General features: G+C 70.9%; 15 protein-coding genes and 1 pseudogene. 8 read left to right on the top strand and 8 right to left on the bottom strand.

Translation table 11 applies throughout. The features are described from left to right. The first annotated feature begins 10 nt into the window (after nucleotides 1-10). Nucleotides 11-1,135 carry a PP2C family protein-serine/threonine phosphatase gene (locus BLV72_RS15890; protein WP_093462993.1) on the top strand — a complete coding sequence of 375 codons (1,125 nt, stop codon included), beginning with the start codon at nucleotides 11-13 and terminating at the stop codon, nucleotides 1,133-1,135. Between the two features lie 43 nt (nucleotides 1,136-1,178). On the opposite strand, the gene gdhA is transcribed toward BLV72_RS15890, so the two are convergent. Next, entirely contained in the window at nucleotides 1,179-2,525 is a 1,347-nt protein-coding gene (gene gdhA / locus BLV72_RS15885; protein ID WP_093462992.1) for an NADP-specific glutamate dehydrogenase, read from the bottom strand. A gap of 282 nt (nucleotides 2,526-2,807) precedes the next feature. Here gdhA and BLV72_RS15880 point away from each other — a divergent pair, with 282 nt between their 5' ends. Then, complete coding sequence (locus BLV72_RS15880; protein WP_093462990.1) at nucleotides 2,808-3,584, top strand: ABC transporter ATP-binding protein; 777 nt, start codon at nucleotides 2,808-2,810, stop codon at nucleotides 3,582-3,584. Continuing rightward, nucleotides 3,581-6,121, top strand: coding sequence for an FtsX-like permease family protein (locus BLV72_RS15875; RefSeq protein WP_093462989.1), 2,541 nt, complete (start codon nucleotides 3,581-3,583; stop codon nucleotides 6,119-6,121). Before BLV72_RS15880 ends, BLV72_RS15875 begins: the two co-directional genes overlap by 4 nt. A 282-nt stretch (nucleotides 6,122-6,403) precedes the next feature. Here BLV72_RS15875 and BLV72_RS15870 read toward each other — a convergent pair whose 3' ends face one another. Further along, nucleotides 6,404-7,078, bottom strand: coding sequence for a response regulator transcription factor (locus BLV72_RS15870; protein WP_093462987.1), 675 nt, complete (start codon nucleotides 7,076-7,078; stop codon nucleotides 6,404-6,406). Then, entirely contained in the window at nucleotides 7,066-8,232 is a 1,167-nt protein-coding gene (locus tag BLV72_RS15865) for a sensor histidine kinase (RefSeq protein WP_093462985.1), read from the bottom strand. The genes BLV72_RS15870 and BLV72_RS15865 overlap by 13 nt, the downstream gene beginning before the upstream one ends. Nucleotides 8,233-8,417: 185 nt before the next feature. Between BLV72_RS15865 and BLV72_RS47915 the strand changes: the two genes are divergently transcribed. Continuing rightward, entirely contained in the window at nucleotides 8,418-8,585 is a 168-nt protein-coding gene (locus tag BLV72_RS47915; protein WP_165449173.1) for a hypothetical protein, read from the top strand. Nucleotides 8,586-8,763: 178 nt separating this feature from the next. Here the strand turns inward: BLV72_RS47915 and BLV72_RS15860 are convergent. From BLV72_RS15860 to BLV72_RS15850, 3 genes and pseudogenes are all read right to left on the bottom strand, one after another. Continuing rightward, a pseudogene (locus BLV72_RS15860) lies at nucleotides 8,764-9,332 on the bottom strand (SDR family NAD(P)-dependent oxidoreductase); the annotation flags it as partial. 171 nt (nucleotides 9,333-9,503) lie between these two features. Next, nucleotides 9,504-10,166 carry a response regulator transcription factor gene (locus tag BLV72_RS15855; protein WP_093462984.1) on the bottom strand — a complete coding sequence of 221 codons (663 nt, stop codon included), beginning with the start codon at nucleotides 10,164-10,166 and terminating at the stop codon, nucleotides 9,504-9,506. A gap of 14 nt (nucleotides 10,167-10,180) precedes the next feature. After that, entirely contained in the window at nucleotides 10,181-11,407 is a 1,227-nt protein-coding gene (locus tag BLV72_RS15850; RefSeq protein WP_093462982.1) for a sensor histidine kinase, read from the bottom strand. 107 nt (nucleotides 11,408-11,514) lie between these two features. Between BLV72_RS15850 and BLV72_RS15845 the strand changes: the two genes are divergently transcribed. The 4 genes from BLV72_RS15845 to BLV72_RS15830 all read left to right on the top strand — a co-directional run bounded on the left by BLV72_RS15845 (nucleotide 11,515) and on the right by BLV72_RS15830 (nucleotide 15,891). Further along, nucleotides 11,515-12,447 carry an ATP-binding cassette domain-containing protein gene (locus BLV72_RS15845; RefSeq protein WP_093462981.1) on the top strand — a complete coding sequence of 311 codons (933 nt, stop codon included), beginning with the start codon at nucleotides 11,515-11,517 and terminating at the stop codon, nucleotides 12,445-12,447. Between the two features lie 11 nt (nucleotides 12,448-12,458). Then, nucleotides 12,459-13,193: an ABC transporter permease subunit gene (locus BLV72_RS15840; protein ID WP_208905635.1), complete on the top strand. Its 735-nt coding sequence runs from the start codon at nucleotides 12,459-12,461 to the stop codon at nucleotides 13,191-13,193. Nucleotides 13,194-13,224: 31 nt separating this feature from the next. Then, a complete protein-coding gene (locus tag BLV72_RS15835) occupies nucleotides 13,225-13,827 on the top strand; it encodes a hypothetical protein (protein WP_093462979.1) in 603 nt (200 codons plus the stop codon). A 357-nt stretch (nucleotides 13,828-14,184) separates the two neighbouring features. Further along, a complete protein-coding gene (locus tag BLV72_RS15830; protein ID WP_093470370.1) occupies nucleotides 14,185-15,891 on the top strand; it encodes an AIPR family protein in 1,707 nt (568 codons plus the stop codon). Between the two features lie 312 nt (nucleotides 15,892-16,203). Here BLV72_RS15830 and BLV72_RS15825 read toward each other — a convergent pair whose 3' ends face one another. Beyond that, nucleotides 16,204-16,428: a hypothetical protein gene (locus tag BLV72_RS15825; RefSeq protein ID WP_244320782.1), complete on the bottom strand. Its 225-nt coding sequence runs from the start codon at nucleotides 16,426-16,428 to the stop codon at nucleotides 16,204-16,206. 261 nt (nucleotides 16,429-16,689) lie between these two features. Then, nucleotides 16,690-17,130, bottom strand: a complete 441-nt coding sequence (locus tag BLV72_RS52015) for an ATP-binding protein (protein ID WP_167746363.1) — start codon at nucleotides 17,128-17,130, stop codon at nucleotides 16,690-16,692. Nucleotides 17,131-17,161: the final 31 nt, after the last annotated feature.

The following is a 17,161-nucleotide window of genomic DNA, read 5'->3' as shown; positions in this document are numbered from 1 at the left end:
GAAGCAGGTCATGTTCCCGGCCCGACTCCGCCCATCCGACCCTGACCAGCTGGTCGCCCGCCGGCACCTCGCCCCCGCGGTCCCCGTCATCATCATTTGTGGGGTGGCCCTGCTGGCCCTCGCCACCTCGGAGGGGCTGGCCTGGCTGCCCCTGCTCGCCGTCGGCCCGGCACTCGCCGCCGCGCAATGTGGCCCGTACGGGGTGATGCGCATCGGGCTGCTCGCCGTGGCGGTGGGCGCGTTCCTGGGCACCCAGGGCGTGGAGCCGATGCGCACCCAGGCGATCCTGCTGGCCACACCCGCCGCCGTGTCCCTGGCGAGCTGCGGGGCCAGCGCCCTGCGCAGACGCCGTGAGCGGGTCCTCGCCGACGTCCGCTCGGTCGCCGAGGCCGCCCAGAACGCCCTGCTCAAACCGGTGCCCTCCCGGGTCGGCCAGTTCCAGGTGGCCGTCCGCTACAGCGCCGCCGCCGCGGAGGCACGGGTGGGCGGCGATCTCTATGCCCTGCTGCCCACGCCGTACGGGGTCCGGCTGATCGTCGGCGATGTGCGCGGCAAGGGGCTGCCCGCGGTGAGCACCGCCGCGCTGGTGCTCGGTGTCTTCCGCGAGGCCGCCTACGACGAACCCGACCTGCTCGACGTCGTCGCCAGAATCGAGCGCAGCCTGTCCCGCAACCTGGCGCCCGACGACTTCGTCACCGCCGTGGTCGCCGGATATCCCAGCGACGGCCGGATGGAGCTCGTCAACTGCGGACACGCCCCGCCGCTGCTGGTCGGCGAGTCCGGGATCATCGCCGTCGAGCCCACCTGCCCGGCCCCGCCGCTCGGTCTGGCCTCCCTGGGCGGCGACCTGCCGAGCCTCCAGGTCGTGCCATTCGCGGGCGGGGACCAGCTGCTGCTCTACACCGACGGGGTCATCGAGGCGCGGGACCGCGGCCGGGAGTACTTCCCGCTGCTGGAGCGGGTGCCGCGGCACGTCTGCGACGAGCCGTCCCGCACGCTCGCCTCGCTCCACGACGAACTGCTGACCCATGTGGGCGGGCGGCTCCACGACGACGCGGCGCTGCTGCTGCTCCGCAAGCCGGTGCTGGGCGCGGTGCGCGCGGCGGCCGACATGCCGTCGGCGTCGTCGGCGTGAGCCGCGTGCCGTCGGGGGAGCCGCGCCGCGGGGCTCGACCGGCTCAGACGACGCCCTGGGCGGCCATCGCCTCCGCCACCCGCACGAACCCGGCGGCGTTCGCGCCCAGGGCGTAGTCGTCGGGAGAGCAGTCGTAGCGGTCGGCGGTGGTGCGGCACAGGGTGTGGACCTCGGTCATGACGGCCGCGAGGCGTGCCTCGGTCTGGGCGAAGGTCCAGCGCTCGCGGGACGCGTTCTGCTGCATCTCCAGGGCGGAGGTGGCCACACCGCCCGCGTTGGCGGCCTTACCGGGGCCGAAGAGCACATCGGCCTCCCGGAAGATCTCGATCGCCGCCGGGGTGCAGGGCATGTTGGCGCCCTCGGCCACGGCCAGTACGCCGTTCTTGACCAGGGCGATCGCGCTCTGCTCGGTCAGCTCGTTCTGGGTCGCGCAGGGCAGCGCGACCTCGCAGGGCACCTCGAAGACCGAACCCCGGCCGGAGAAGACGGCGCCCGGCTTGGCGGCCGCATAGGCGTCGATCCGCCCCCGGCGGACCTCCTTGATCTCCTTGAGCAGGGCGAGGTCGATCCCGTCCGGGTCGACCACATGGCCACAGGAGTCGGAGCAGGCCACCACCCGCCCGCCGAGGGCGTGGACCTTCTCGATGGCGTAGAGGGCCACATTGCCGGATCCGGAGACGACGACCGTAAGACCGTCGAGATCCTTCTTACGGGTGCGCAGCATTTCCTGGGCGAAGTGGACGGTGCCGTAGCCGGTGGCCTCGGTACGGGCGGGTGAACCGCCCCAGCCGACCGGCTTGCCGGTCAGCACACCGGCCTCGAAGCGGTTGGTGATCCGCTTGTACTGGCCGAAGAGATAGCCGATCTCACGGCCGCCCACCCCGATGTCCCCGGCGGGCACATCGGTGTGCTCGCCCAGATGCCGGTACAGCTCGGTCATGAAGGACTGGCAGAACCGCATCACCTCGCCGTCCGAACGCCCCTTGGGGTCGAAGTCCGCCCCGCCCTTGCCGCCGCCGATGGCCAGGCCGGTCAGCGCGTTCTTGAAGATCTGCTCGAAGCCGAGGAACTTCACGATGCCGAGATTGACGCTGGGATGGAAGCGCAGGCCGCCCTTGTAAGGGCCCAGCGCGCTGTTGAACTCCACCCGGAAGCCCCGGTTGACCTGCACCTCGCCGTCGTCGTCCACCCAGGGCACCCGGAAGACGAGCTGCCGCTCGGGTTCGCACAGCCGCTCCACGATCCGGGCGTCCAGATACTCCGGATGCGCACCGAGCACGGGGGCGAGGGTCGGCAGCACCTCGCGCGCCGCCTGGTGGAACTCGGACTCCCCGGGGTTGCGGTGCACGATCTGCGCGTAGACGGCCTCGATGCGGGCGCTGACATCCATGGGTGGCTGATGCCTCTCTGTTGTCTTCTGTCTCATATGCCGGTCCTGTGGGGATGTCCAGGATCTTGTCCCCGGCGGGGTTCACCACGGCGGCGCGCCCAGGGAGTCGCTCGCGGACCGGGAAGATCAGGCGATGGTGGAGCCTGCTCCACCCCGGGGCGGGGGCCTTACCACCTGCGGGTACGGGACCGTGCTCTCTCCCGCGCGGCCGCGCCCGTTTCTAGCGTTCTCGGTGACCGGCGGACCCGTTCGATCCGTCCGGAGTCGACGGAGGGCGGACCGATGAAGAGGCAGTGGCGCGGCCGTACGACGGCCACCGCGGAGCGGACGGGGACCTGGCACCACGCGCTGACCCTGGACGGGGTCACCCGGGAGTACCGGCCGGGGGTCGTGGCGCTGCACCCCATCCATCTGACGGTGCCGCGCGGACGGTTTCTCGCGGTGATGGGCCCCTCGGGGTGCGGGAAGTCGACCTTGCTGCAGTGCGCCGCCGGGCTCGACCGGCCGACGGCGGGCACGGTGCGCATCGGCGGCACCCAACTGTCCTCGCTGAACGAGGCGGCGCTGACCCGGCTGCGGCGGGAGCGGATCGGCTTCGTCTTCCAGGCGCACCACTTGGTGCCGTCGCTGAGCGTCGCGGAGAACGTCGCCCTGCCGCTGATGCTCGGCGGCGAGAGCCCCGGCGACCGGCACCTGCGGGCACTCGCGGCGGTCGGGCTGGGGGACCGGGGCGGCGCCGTGCCGGCGGAGCTGTCCGGTGGGCAGTGCCAGCGGGTGGCGATCGCCCGCGCGCTGGTGACCACGCCCGACATCGTCTTCGCCGACGAGCCGACGGGGGCGCTGGACCCCGCCGCCACGGAGGAGGTGCTGACGCTGCTGCGGCAGGCCGTCGACCGTGACGGCCATACGGTCGTCATGGTCACCCACGACCCGTTCGCCGCCGCCTGGGCCGACGAGGCGCTGTTCCTGATGCGGGGGAAGCTGGTCTGGCGGCAGGAGCGGCCGGAGGCGGCCGACATCCGCCGCGTCCTCAAGGAGCTGGGAGGGCGGACGGCATGAAGGTCGCCGCCCTGCTGGCCGCTCGCGCCACCCGTGCCCACCGTAAGGCGTGGACCGCCGTGTTCGCCGCGCTCACCCTCACCTCCCTGCTGCTCGGCGCCTTCGGGCTGACCCTCGCCTCCGCCTGGAGCGCACATCCACGGGTGGAGCGGTACGCCGGAGCCGACCTCGTCGTGGCCGGCGACCAGACCACCCGCTTCAGCGCGGCGTCGCTGGGCGACCGCGAGACCGTGAGCGCCGGGCTCACCGAGCGGGTCCGGATCCCCCGTACGGCGCTGACCGCGGTGCGCGCGGTGCCCGGGGTACGGACGGCCGTCGCCGATGTGGAATTCCCGGTGGGCCGCGCGGGCCGGTCCGCCACCGGACGGCCCTGGGAGGCCGCCCGGTTGGCGCCCTACGCGCTACGGACGGGGCGCGCCCCGCAGCGCGCGGGCGAGGTCGTGACGGGCGGCGGCGCGGGCGGCGTCGGGGCGCGGCTGACGCTGCGCGTGGGCGGCCGCGACACGGCGTACACCGTCGTGGGTGTCGCCGAAGGGCCCGGCTCCGCCGTCTGGTTCACCGGCGCCGAGGCCAGTCGCCTGGCCGGCCACCCGGAGGCGCTGGACGCCGTCGGGGTCGTCGCCGACCCCGGCACGGACCCGGGGGAGCTGGCCGGGCGGGTGCGGAAGGCCCTGGACGCGGCCGGTGTCACCGACGTCGGGCACCGCGCCGACGGCGACCCGGCCGCCGTGCGCGTCCTGGCCGGGGGCGAGCGGGGAGAGGCCGAGTTCCTGGCCGCCGCGCCCGCCCGCGACGAGCTGCTGGCGGCGCTCGGATCCGTGGCCGGCGCCGTCGTCCTGGTGGCGCTGCTCGTGGTCTCGTCGACCATCGTCCAAGCGCTGCGGCAACGCTCCCATGAGCTGGGCCTGTTGCGGGCGGTCGGCGCCACACCGGGACAGCTCCGGTGCGCCGTGGGCCGGGAGGTGGGGCGGGTCGCGGCCTGGGCGGCGCCGGCGGGCGCGGCCGGGGCGGTCCCCGCGTACCTGGGGCTGCGCGCGCTGCTGGACGCCCGGGGCGCGCTGCCCGATGGACTCGAGCTGACGCTTCCCCCGCTGCTGTGGCCCGCGCCCCTGGTCACCGCCGCCGTCACCGTCCTGGTGGCCGGGGCCGCGGCGCTCATCGGCTGCTCCGGGACCGCCAAGCTGCGCCCGGCGGAGGCGCTGCGCGAGCGGGCACCCGGCAGCGCGCGCCGCATCACGGGGCTGGTGCTGCTGTTCGTGGGCGCGAGTTCGGCCGGGACGGCCGCCCTCCAGCAGGGCGCGACCGCGGCGGCCGCGGCCGGTGGGGCGGCGGTGACGATGGTGATCGCCTGCGCCGTGCTCGGCCCGTGGATCGCCGAGGGGGCGATGCGGCTGCTCGGCGCTCCGCTGCGGCTGTTCGGCCCCGGCGGCCGCCTCGCCGCCGCCAACTGCGCCGCGTCCGCCCACCGGCTGGGCGCGGCGATCACCCCGATCGTGCTGGTCACCGCGTTCGCCGGGGTCCAGCTCGCCGGGGGCGCGACCATGACCCACGCCCAGGACGCCCAGGCCCGCCAGGTGCTGCGCGCCGATCTCGCGGTGCGCGCGGACGGCGGGCTCCCGGCCGGTGCGGTGGAGCGGATCCGCCAGGTCCCGGGGGTACGGGCGGCGACGGAGGTCGTCCCCGGCACGGTGCTGCTGGCGCGGAGCCAGCTCGGCGCGCCGGAACTGGAGCGGCTGCCGGTCTTCGGCGTCACCCCGGAGCGGCTCACCCGCACCCTCGACCCCGGCGTACGGGACGGGGACCTCGCCCGGCTGCGGCCCGGCACGGTCGCCGTAGGCGCCGACCGGGCGGACTCGCTCGGCGCACGGCCCGGCTCCACGGTGACCCTGCGGTTCGGCGACGGTCAGGAGACCCGGCTGCGGGTCGTGGCGACGTACCAACGCTCGCTCGCGCTCGGGGACTTCCTCCTCTCCCGCGAGGATCTGCTGCGCCACACATCCCTGCCCGCCACGGGCCGGGCCCTGGTCGCGACCGCGCCCGATGCCGACCGTAAGGCGGTCACGAAGGCGCTGGCGCGTGCGGTGCCCGGGGCCCGCGTGGAGCGGGACCCGGCCCCGGTCCGGGGCGAGGCGGCGGAGCAGGCGCTGGCCGAGGCGGTGTCGGTGGCAGTGGTCGGGGCCGTCGGCGGCTTCACGGTGATCGCCGTCCTGAGCACCCTCGCCCTCATCGCCACCGGCCGCCGCCCCGAGCTGCGCCTGCTACGCCTGGCGGGCGCGGGCCGCCGCCAACTCCGCCGAATGCTGCGCCTGGAGGCGGCGGCCACGGTGGTGACCGGCCTGGTGGTGGGTGCGGCCGTGGCGTCCGTACCCCTGCTGGCCTTCAGCCTGGCCATGGCGGGCACTCTGCCGTACCTGCCCCCGGTGCAGGCCGCGGTGATCGTCTCGGTGGTGGTGCTGACGGCGGCGGGGTCGCTGCCGCCGGTGTGGCCGACGCTGCGGGGGCGGTATCCGCGGCATGTCAGCCCCTCCGGTGATTGAGGAGCGGGGCCCGGGGCGGAGCCCCGGCGGGGGTGAGGGGGCCGAGCCCCCTCTTTCGGGAAGGGGCGGGGTGGGGAAAGCCACGGCTCACGCGGCCGCGAACACTGCCGGAGCCGGGACCTCGGTGGGCCCGGGGATCCGCACCGGGCCCGGGGATCCGCACCGGGCCCGGGGATCCGCACCGGGCCCGGCACCCGCACCCGCACCCGGCCCCGGGATCCGCACCGGGCCCGGCACCCGCACCCGCACCCGGCCCCGGGACCCGCACCGCGCCCGGCCGCCCTACCGCTTGTCCACCGCCTCCCCCACGCCCACCCCCTTGTTCAGATACGCCAGCACCGCCAACACCCGCCGATGCCCACTATCGCTCGGCGGCAGCCCCAGCTTCGCGAAGACATTGCCGATGTGCTTGCTGACCGCCCGCTCCGAGACCACCAGCGTCCGCGCGATCGTGGTGTTGTCCCGCCCCTCCGCCATCAGGTGCAGCACCTCGCGCTCGCGCGGCGTCAAGGAGTCCACCGGATCGTCGCGGCGCCGGGTCATCAGCTCCTTGACCACCTCGGGATCCAGCGCCGTGCCGCCCGCGACCACCCGCTCCAGCGCGTCCAGGAACTCCTCGACCCGCCCCACCCGGTCCTTGAGCAGATAGCCGAGCCCGCCCGCGCCATCGGCCAGCAGCTCGGTCGCGTAGGTCTCCTCGACGTACTGCGAGAGCACCAGCACCGGCAGACCGGGGATCTCCCGCCGCGCCGCGAGCGCCGCGCGCAGCCCCTCGTCGCGGAAGCCCGGCGGCATGCGGACGTCGAGCACGGCCGCGTCCGGACGGTGTTCGAGGAGGGCGGGCAGCACCTCGGGGCCGCTGGAGGCGACGGCCACCACCTCGTGCCCGGCGGAGTTCAGCAGCAGGACCATGCCCTCCCGCAGCAGAGCGTTGTCCTCGGCGATCACCACACGCACGGCAGCTCCACTTCGATCAGCGTCGGCCCCCCGACGGGGCTGGTCATCTCCACGGTCCCGTCGAGCGCCGCGACCCGGCGCCGCATGCCGAGCAGCCCGCTGCCGTCCGCGGGATCGGCCCCGCCCCGCCCCTCGTCCCGTACCGCGACCCTCAACCTATCTTTCTTCCGCACGAGCTCGACCGACGCCCGCTCGGCCCCGCTGTGCTTGGCCGCGTTGGTCAGCGCCTCCGCGATCACGAAGTACGCGGCCGCCTCGACCGCCGCCGGTGCCCGGGGCCCGTCCTCCACCCCGTCGTCGCCCACGGACACCTCGAGCCCGCTGCCGGCCGCCAGCGCCCTTACGGCGCCCACGAGTCCGCGGTCGGTGAGGATCGGCGGATGGATGCCGCGCACGACATGGCGCAGCTCGGTGAGGGCCTCCTCGGCCTGGTCCTGCGCGTCCGCCAGCAGCTTGTGGGCCGCGTCGGGGTCCTTGTCGTACGCCCGCCGCGCCAGGCCCACCCGCATCGAGAGGGCCACCAGACGCGCCTGCGTACCGTCGTGCAAGTCCCGCTCGATGCGCCGCAGTTCGGCCCCATGCGCGGCGACGGCGCCCGCCCGGGTCTCGGACAGCTCCTCCACCCGCTCGGCCAGCCGGGCGGTGCGCAGCGCCTCCGGCGACGGCAGCAGCAGCGCCCGCGACCACGCCGCGTCGAGGTCGACGAGCCGCTCGATCAGCGGCAGCACCACGGCCCGCTGCCTCAGCAGCCCGCACCACACCCCGTCGACCAGCAGCCCGACGACCCACACCGGCATCGCGCAGCAGGCCAGCAGCCAGCCGTAGACCGCGTGGGCCCCGAGCCAGCGCAGATCGCGGTAGGTGGCCGGATCCCCGACCGCCGTCCGCACCCGCGCGAACACCTCCCCGTTCAGCGGCTGGTACACCTCGGGCACCGGCTCACCGGTCCAGGCGCCCACCCACCGCCGCTTGTACCCGGCCGTCTTGCGCACCAGCAGTACGGACTCGGGCAGCACCCCCGCGCCCACGACGGTGACCATCGCGACGGCGGCGAAGATCGCCACCCCGACGAACAGATACGAGGCCAGGGCGATCCCCGCCCCCCGCAGCAACTCCACCGAGGCCCGCCCCGCGCGCCACACCGTCTCCCGCATGGCGGTCAGGCTAAGTGACGGGACGGGTTCACGGCAGCGGTGGTGTAGAGCGCTACACCCTGGATTCGGGGGCGCGGCCCATCGAGGCGGCGGCGCGGAAACGGGATCGTAGAGCTCGGACAAGGAACGGCCGCGACACCGGCCGACACCATGGCCCACCAAGGGCCCCGCGAAAGGAACCCCCAATGAAGTCCCTGCTCTGGCTGGTCCTCGCCCTCGCCGCCCTCGTCAACGTCGCCTCCAGCTTCGCCTTCACCGGCATCGAGCAGATCGTCATCAGCTCCGTCACCGGCCTCACCGCCATCGGTACCGCCACGGGCCTCTACCTGACCCGCGACCGCCGCGCCGCCTGAGCCTTGCGACGGCCGCTATGTCATCTCGGACAGGGCCCGCCACCACGGGCTGTCCGGAGCGTCCACGGGAAGGATCCTGGCCCTCGCCGCGATCTTGGCGTCGAGGGCCGGAACGAGCACCCGCGGCTCGCGCGCGCTCTTCTCGGTGAACGGAATGCCGGGCCGGCGACGTGTCGCCGATGTCGCCCGGCATGAGCGCGTTGGCGGCGATGCCGTCGTCGGCCCATCGCTCGGCGGCGCCGACGGCGAACAGGATGTTGGCGGTCTTCGCCTGCCCGTAGGAGGTCCACGGGTCGTAGGGGCGGAAGCGGTAGTCCAGATCGTCGAAGACGACCGGTGAGAAGAGGTGCCCGAGCGAACTCACCGAGACCACACGCGCCCGGTCCGCCGCCGCGAGAGCCTGGCGCAGGCCGACGGCGAGCGCGAAGTGGCCCAGGTGGTCGACGGCGAACTGGGTCTCCCGGCCGTCAGGGGTGCGGGTGAGCTCCGGAAGGGCCATCACCCCGGCGTTTCCGACCAGGATGTGCGACGGCCCCGTCCAGGCGTCCACGAACGCCTTGACGGTGGACCGATCCGCCAGATCGAGGCGCGCCACCGCCAGCTTTCCGGCGTCCGCGGGCAGCCCGGCCTCCAGGCCGGCGCCACGCGGGCCCCCGCGGCGGTGTCCCGCACGGCCAGGGTGACGTCGGCACCCGCCGCCGCGAGCGCCCGGGCCGTCTCCACTCCGATCCCGGAACTGGCTCCGGTTCCGCGTCAGCGAGCCCCGACCCGCGGACTCCGACTGAAGACGAGAACCGGGCCGCGGCCTCCTGTGCGGCATGGCCGTGATCGCCGCCTTCATTCCACGCCGCGCGGCCCCGGGGCACGTCGTCGCGTCAGGCGGTCGCCGGGGGCGGCCCGCCGGGCGCCGCCCGCTCATCAGCCCGGGGAGACGAAGCCGGATTCGTACGCCGCGATGACCGCCTGAGTGCGGTCGCGTGCGCCGAGTTTCGCCAGTACGGAACTCACATGGGATTTGACGGTCTCGGTCCCCACCACCAGGCGCGCGGCGATCTCCGCGTTCGACAGTCCGCGTGCCATGAGACGCAGCACCTCCCCCTCCCGCCCGGTCAGCGCGGCACGCTCCATGGCCGTCCGGGCCTCGGCGTTGCCGTGATCCTGGCCGAACGAGGCGGCCAACTGCCTTACCGCCGCCGGGAACAGCAGGGAGTCACCTTCGGCCACCAGTCTTACGGCGTGCACGATCTCCGCCGGCCGGGCCCGCTTGAGCAGGAAGCCGTCGGCGCCCGCCCGGAGCGCCCCGTACACGTAGTCGTCGTTCTCGAAGGTGGTCACCACCACGATCTTCGGCGGGTCCGGCACGGTGCGCAGCACGGCCCGCGTGGCCTCGATGCCGTCCATCAACGGCATCCGTACGTCCATGGCGACGACGTCGGGGCGCAGTTGCCGTACGAGGGGGATCACCGCGGCTCCGTCGGCCGCCTCGCCCACCACCTCGATGTCCGGCTGAGCCTCCAGCACGGCCCGCAGCCCGGCTCGTACCAGCGGCTCGTCGTCGACCAGGAGGATGGTGAGCGGCATCGGGTCAGCCTAGGTCACCGCAGTGGCAGGACGACGTGGAGCAGCCACTGGTCGCCGTCGCGTCCCGCTCGGGCTTCACCCCCGAGCAGCGCGGCGCGCTCGCGGATCCCGCGCAGCCCGCTGCCACCGCCCGCGCCGGTCGCCGAGGTCGCCGAGGCCGCCGCGGCCGGCGGATTGCGCACCTCGAGCCGCAGCCGGTCGTCCGCCACGGCGATGCGCACGCCGATCCGGACCGGGCCCGCGTGCCGCAGCACATTGGTGAGGGCCTCTTGAAGCATCCGATAGGCCTCACGGGAGACGGGTCCCGGCACATGCTCCAACGGCCCGCTCACCTCGGCGTGGACCTGGGCACCCGAGGACCGGGCGGAATCCAGCAGCCGGCCCGCCTCGCCGAGCGTGGGCCGGGCACCGGCCGGCCGCCCCGTCTCGCGCAGCACGAGCAGGACGCGTTCCAGGTCCTCCAGCGCCGCCCGTCCCGTTTCCTCGATGGCCTCCAGCGCCCGATCGGTGAACTGCGGGTCGGCCGCCGACCGGGCGGCGCCCGCCTGTACGACGGCCAGGGTCAGCGCGTGGCCGAGGGAGTCGTGCAACTCCCGGGCGATCCGGTTGCGTTCCAGGAGCTGCTCGGTGCGCTCCTCCAACGCGGACAGACGCTCCTTGACCGACGGCCCGAGCAGCCGGCGGGCGGCCCGCGCTATCAGCGCACCCGCCCCGGCGGCCCCGGCCACCAGTACCAACAGGGGTACGGGGATCAGCAGGAGGTACACCCAGCGCGGCCAGGAACCCCCCATGAGCAGCGGATCCGCGAACTCGGGCTCCCCGGCGGCCGCTCCGGTGAGCGACAGCGAGAGCGCCATCAACTGCCCCGTCACCAGGGCGACGGCGAGCCCCAATTCCACCCGCAGTACCAGCCAGGCACCGGTTCTGGCCCGGTCGGCCCAGGAAGCGGACGGAATCGCGGAGACACCCGGATCCTCCTCACTCGTCACCCGGGCGTGCGGACCGGGGAACAGCATCAGCCGTGCCTGCAGCCCCTCCGCGCGGCGGACCGAGGGCGCCATGGCGGCAGCCAGGACCAGCGGGACCGGAAGGACCGCGATCACCCCCCAGTCGCCCGGCGACGGGCTGTCCAGGCCCGGATAGACCGTGCCGCAGACGAACGGCAGGATCGCCCCCACCAGCAGGTGGAGCCAGCGGGTGTAGGTGACCGCACGGGTCAGCGGCAGCGGAGGGCCGGGCATACGGGCATCGTGGCATGGCGGGCGGTCACGGCATCTCCCCCGTGCAGGGGAGACGGTCTCCTCCGGCGGGGGAGGTCCACCCGCCCGCACCCGAGCACGCTGACACCATGACCAGCATCGATCTGCAGGGCCTCACGAAGGAGTACGGCGGCATCCGGGCCGTCGACCATCTGACGTGCCGCATCGAACCGGGCCGGGTCACCGGGTTCCTCGGCCCCAACGGCGCCGGCAAGTCCACCACCATGCGCCTCGTCCTCGGCTTCGACCGCCCCACCTCCGGGACCGCCACGGTCGGCGGCCGCCCGTACGCGACCCTCCACGAGCCCCTGCGCACGGTCGGCGCGCTGCTGGACGCGCAGGCGGCCCACGGTTCCCGCACCGCACATGACCATCTGCGCTTCCTCACCGTCAGCAACCGCCTCCCGGCCCGTCGCATGGCCGAGGTCCTCGAGGAGACCGGCCTCGCCACCGTCGCACACCGCCGGATCAAAGCCTTCTCGCTCGGCATGCGGCAGCGCCTGGGCATCGCCGCCGCCCTGCTCGGAGATCCGCCCGTCCTCCTGCTGGACGAGCCCACCAACGGCCTCGACCCGGAAGGGATCATCTGGATGCGGCAACTGCTGTGCCGGCTCGCCCGCGAGGGCCGCACGGTCCTCGTCTCCAGCCATCTGATGAACGAGACCGCGACCTTCGCCGACCACCTCGTCGTCCTCGGCCGCGGCCGGCTCCTCGCCGACACCTCACTGCGGGACTTCATCGAACAGCACAGCCACGAGCGCGTACGCGTCCGCACCAGCGAACCCGCCCGGCTGCGGGCCACGCTGGCGGCCAAGGGACACCCGGTGGTGGAAGGCGACGACGGCCGATGGGTGGTGGAAGGCGCCACGGCCCAGCACATCGGAGCCCTCGCCGCCCGTGCGGGCATCCCCGTCCTCGAACTCGGCGACGAACGCGCCTCCTTGGAGCAGGCGTATCTGGCCCTCACGACGGACGAGGCGGAATTCGCCGCAGCCTCCCGCACCTCCCCGACCACACCGTAGGAGGCCTGACCATGTCCGTCACCGCGGTGCTCCACTCCGAGTGGATCAAGATCAGGTCCGTCCGGGCGAGCTTCGGATCGCTCATCGCGGTCTTCGCCGCCACCCTGGCCATCACCCTGCTCGTCTTCGGCACCGTCGGCCGAGCGGAGGCGGACAACGGCGAGGATCCCGTCTTCGGAGCCTTCTACGCGATCAACTTCGCGCAGATCGCCGCCATCGCCTTCGGAGCCACGGCCGTGTCATCCGAGTACGCCAACGGCGCCCTGCGCATCTCCCTCTCGGCCGTGCCGCACCGAAGCCTCTTCTACGCGGCCAAAGCGGCGGTCCTCGCCACCGCCTCCCTGGCCGTGGGGCTGGCGACCGCGTTTGCCACCTTCTTCGCGGGCCAGGCGTTCCTGGGGGAGTACGCCATCGGCCTCGGCGAACCGGGAGCACTGCGGGCCTGTGCCGGCGCGGGGACCTACCTCGCCCTGATGGCCCTGTTCGCCGCGGGCCTCACCTTCCTGCTGCGCAGCGCCGTCGCGGTCCTCAGCCTGCTCATCCCGTTCATCCTGATCGTCTCCTTCGTGGTCGGAGACATCGCCGAAGGCGCCGCCGCCTACCTTCCGGACCGCGCCGGACAGCAAGTCCTCCACCAGCACCCGACGGGCGACCTCGGCCCCTGGACGGGCCTCGCGGTGACAGCACTATGGGCAACGGCCGCGCTCCTGGCCGGCTGGCGAGCGGTACACCGACGCGACGCCTGACCCTCCCGGCCGTTGGCGCTACCGTGCGGCGGTGATCAGCAATGAGGGGGCACGTCTGGGCGCTGAAGCCGCGCGCCGCTTGGCACAGACCGGACTCTACGAGTTCGAGTCGGGGCTGTCGGACACTGAGTTCGCGCGCATCGAGCGCGAATACGGCTTTGAGTTCGCAGATGACCACCGCGCGTTCCTCGCGGTTGGCCTTCCGGTGAACGTTCCTCCTGAGGAGGGGCAGACCTGGTCCAAGCCTTGGCCCGACTGGCGCAGTGGAGATCCGGACGAGTTGCGTGATCAACTCGGCTGGCCGGTGGAGGGCGTTCTCCTGAGCGTTGAGTACAACGGCTTCTGGCACGAGGGCTGGGGTGAACGTCCGGCCGACGGGGCGGCGGCACTGACTACGGCACGGCATCATCTCGCGAAAGCGCCGACGCTGGTGCCCGTGTACGCCCATCGGTACCTCCCGGCGGGTCGGGGGAGCTACGGCCATCCTGTCCTCTCGATGTGGCAGACCGATGTCATCTACTACGGGCTGGACCTGGTCGACTACATGCACCAGGAGTTTGACGAGGCACGTGGCGGCGTTGACGAGAACTGGAACCCGAAGGCGACAATCCTCTTCTGGCGGGACCTCGTCTGACTCCTGGGCTCATGGACAGAGCCCTTGGGATGCTCAGGTGATCCACGAGTCTCCATCCGGCTGGGCCTGCGGCGGAGCGGCGATTTAGGCTCGGGTGGCATCTGCCTCGCTCCCCGCTATTCCCCGTGGTTCTCCGCACGATCTGGCACGACGTCTGTCCAGGTGCCGACCGCAAGCGCGAGGCTCAGGATCGGGAAGGCGCAGGCGAGTGGAACATACACCTGCCTTGCTAAGAGCTGAGGTCGGGCGGCCACTGTCGGCAGGTGATTACAGCCTGGCCCTTCCCCATCACCATGTGCGATCGGTACGGTGCTCCTTTCTGGGACGGGCCTGCTGATCTTGGAGTGCGAGGGGCACATGAAGAAGCTATGGGTCAGGCACATCAAGGACGCGCTGCACACAGGTTTCGCGGGTCACATCGATATGAGCGATTACGAAAAGGCTAGCTCTTCCGTTCGCGAGAAGGCGTTCCTGAGTAGGTCTCTAGCGGCCCTCGCGATTCAGAGGTTTACCGAACTGTCGGCGAAGCAAGCGGCTGCCACCGTTGTGGATGGGAGTCACGACAATGGAATTGACGCCATTGCGATTGATGCTGCATCGCACAGGGTAATTCTTGTGCAGTCCAAGTGGGATGGGTCAGGGGACGGCAGCCTTGGATTAGGCGATTCAAGGAACTTCATTGCGGGATTCAAAGATCTCCTCGACACGAAGTTTGATCGCTTCACCCCGCGATTGCAAGCCCGCGAAGAGGAGATCACAGCGGCGCTCGACGATGTCGATGTGACATTCGTCCTTGTCGTAGCCACGACCGGTCGGACGGAGTTGGCGAAACCGTCCGCTGCGGTTTTTCAGGACGTGCTCGATGAGATGAATGAAACTCAACAACTGGTTTCAGTAGAGATGCTGGGGCTGGTTGAGTTTCATTCATTTGTCGCTGAGGGGTTGGGTGGCACCCGCATCGATTTTAACGCACAATTGGAAAATTGGGGAACTGTAAGTGAGCCGTACGAAGCCTATTATGGTGTTGTGGCGGCTTCGAACGTTGCCGAATGGTATGAACGTTTTGGTGACCGACTGTTCTCGCAGAACATCCGAAAGGCTCTTGGTAACACGAGCGTGAACGATGCGCTAGCGAATACTATCCTGGATTCCCCTCATCATTTTTGGTACTTTAATAATGGTGTGACGGCTCTCTGTGAGAGCATCAAGAAGACGCCGCGTGGCGCGGCAACACGCACTTTCGGTGATTTTTCTCTGACCGGAGTTAGCGTCGTGAATGGTGCTCAAACTGTGGCCAGTATTCATAAGGCGTGGCAGAGGAGTGGGAGTTCTCTGGACGGGGCAATGGTGTGGGTTCGATTCATTAATCTTGAAGCTTGTCCAGAGGGCTTTGCGACGGCAGTCACGAGGGCGACAAATACTCAAAACAGCGTAGAGACGCGAGACTTCGTGGCCTTGGACCCGCAACAGGATCGGTTGCGTACCGAACTGGTGCTTTCGCTGAAGAAGACGTATGCGATCAAACGTGGAGAACCTGTGCCCAGTCCTGAGAATGGCTGCACAGTGGTGGATGCCACCGTTGCCCTGGCATGCGCAAATAGAGAACCAAGTTTGGCGGTCCTTGCAAAGAGCAAGGTCGGAAGTCTTTGGGAGTCAACGGAAAAGCCCCCGTACCGTACACTGTTCAATCCGACTGTGGGGCCATATCGTGTTTGGAGATGTGTTGAGGTCATGCGCCATGTGGACCTCACGTTGTCTGACCTGAAGAAGAAACTCGATGGGCGTCCGCGGTCGGTCTGCCTCCAGGGTAATCGCCTCGTACTTCACTTGGTTTTCCGGGAAATCGACTTGCAACGCATCGATGACGCCGAGTACGACTGGTCGTCAGAGCTGAGGAAGGTGCCAGCACTTACCGAAAGAGCCCTCTCTTCTCTCGTGAAACATGTCGATGATGTGTATCCGAGTAGCTATGTGACGAGCCTCTTCAAGAATATCACGAAATGCCGAGATGTCGTTCAGAAGGTTCGTGATGACTGGCCGAAAGATTTTAATGACGGGAGCTAGGAAGTAATGGCGGTGCGACGATTCTTCCGACCCTAGGGTCCTTAAGCTTCCGGCGAGTCGGGCAGTCTGTGGACCTGCCCGGTAAAGCACGACGTTGGGGCCATGATCTTAGAGGCTCGCCCCGGAGTGGCTGCCTAAAGCCGTGGAGCCGACCGCCTCAGCCACAGAGGGTGTCTCCCACTTCCTGCCCGCAGCTCGCCAGCGCGCCGCCGGGCGCGGCCAGCCGGGGCCAGTCAGGAGGCAATCCGCGCCGCAGAGGCGGCGCGCGCCCGCGCCGTGCGCGGGCCTTGAACCCGTATTGAAGGTGGTAACTCACCGCTTGCGCTTGGCGCGTTCCTCCTCCGCGTAGCTGATGATGGCCTCAGCCCCGGAGACCTGACGTTGGAGCTTGTTGAGGACGTCGGTGCGAGCCGAGTTGATGAGGTGGGCCGTGGTCGGCGCTGTGCCGGTTGGGGTGCCAGCGGGGACCCAGAACACCTTGTGGCTGTAGTCGCGGACAATCTCCTGGCACGTGCGGACCACCCAGTTCATTGCCACGGTGATCTCATCGCGATGTAGTTGATCGAGTTCCCAACTGCTGTTGTTCTCGGTCCTTGGCGTCATGTGGAGCCTCTCGGTGAGGAAGTTCGGCGGTGACGCTGTTGCTCGTTGCCGGTGATGGGGCCTGGCCGGCAGGGGCGGTGTGGTGCCTGTTCCGCGTTGGCCGTGGATGGGGTCCATGGAGAAGCTCGGCGTTTGGCGGCGAGGCCGCGGTTCCGGAGGAGGCGCCGGTGGATGAGGAGCGGAATGGCAGGCCCCTCAAGGGTGTGAAGGGGCAGCAGAGGCTGCCTTCGTGTCGACAATCGCTTCCAGGGGCACTTCGAACTCGGCCCAGCACCGCTTTCCGGTGGGCGTCAGCTCCACGTCGTGCCGAGCTGCCAGGGTGGTCACGATGAGCAGTCCTCGGCCGTTCTCGTCGGCTGAGCCAGGAAGGCTCAGCCGCGGGAGTTCATAGCCGGCGTCGCAGACGTCGATTCGTACGAGTCCACCACGGAGTCGGATGTCGACCGAGAAGGGCTCAGGGCCCGCGTGTTTCACGGCGTTGGTCACCAGCTCGCTGGTAGCCAATTCAACCGAGTCGAGCACGTCGCTGCCGGGCTGCAGTCCCCATCCACATAACGCCGCGAGTACGCGGTGCCGTGTGTCTGTGACAGCACGGGGTGTGCTGGGGAGAACGAAGCTGAGTTGGTGCGTTTCCATGTGCGCCTCCGGAACGAGTGGGGCCGTTCCA

Origin of the sequence: Streptomyces melanosporofaciens (genome assembly GCF_900105695.1) — a bacterium.
GTDB classification, from domain to species: domain Bacteria; phylum Actinomycetota; class Actinomycetes; order Streptomycetales; family Streptomycetaceae; genus Streptomyces; species Streptomyces antimycoticus.
Note: the sequence above shows the minus strand (reverse complement) of the source record. Positions and strands in the feature narration are given on the sequence as shown.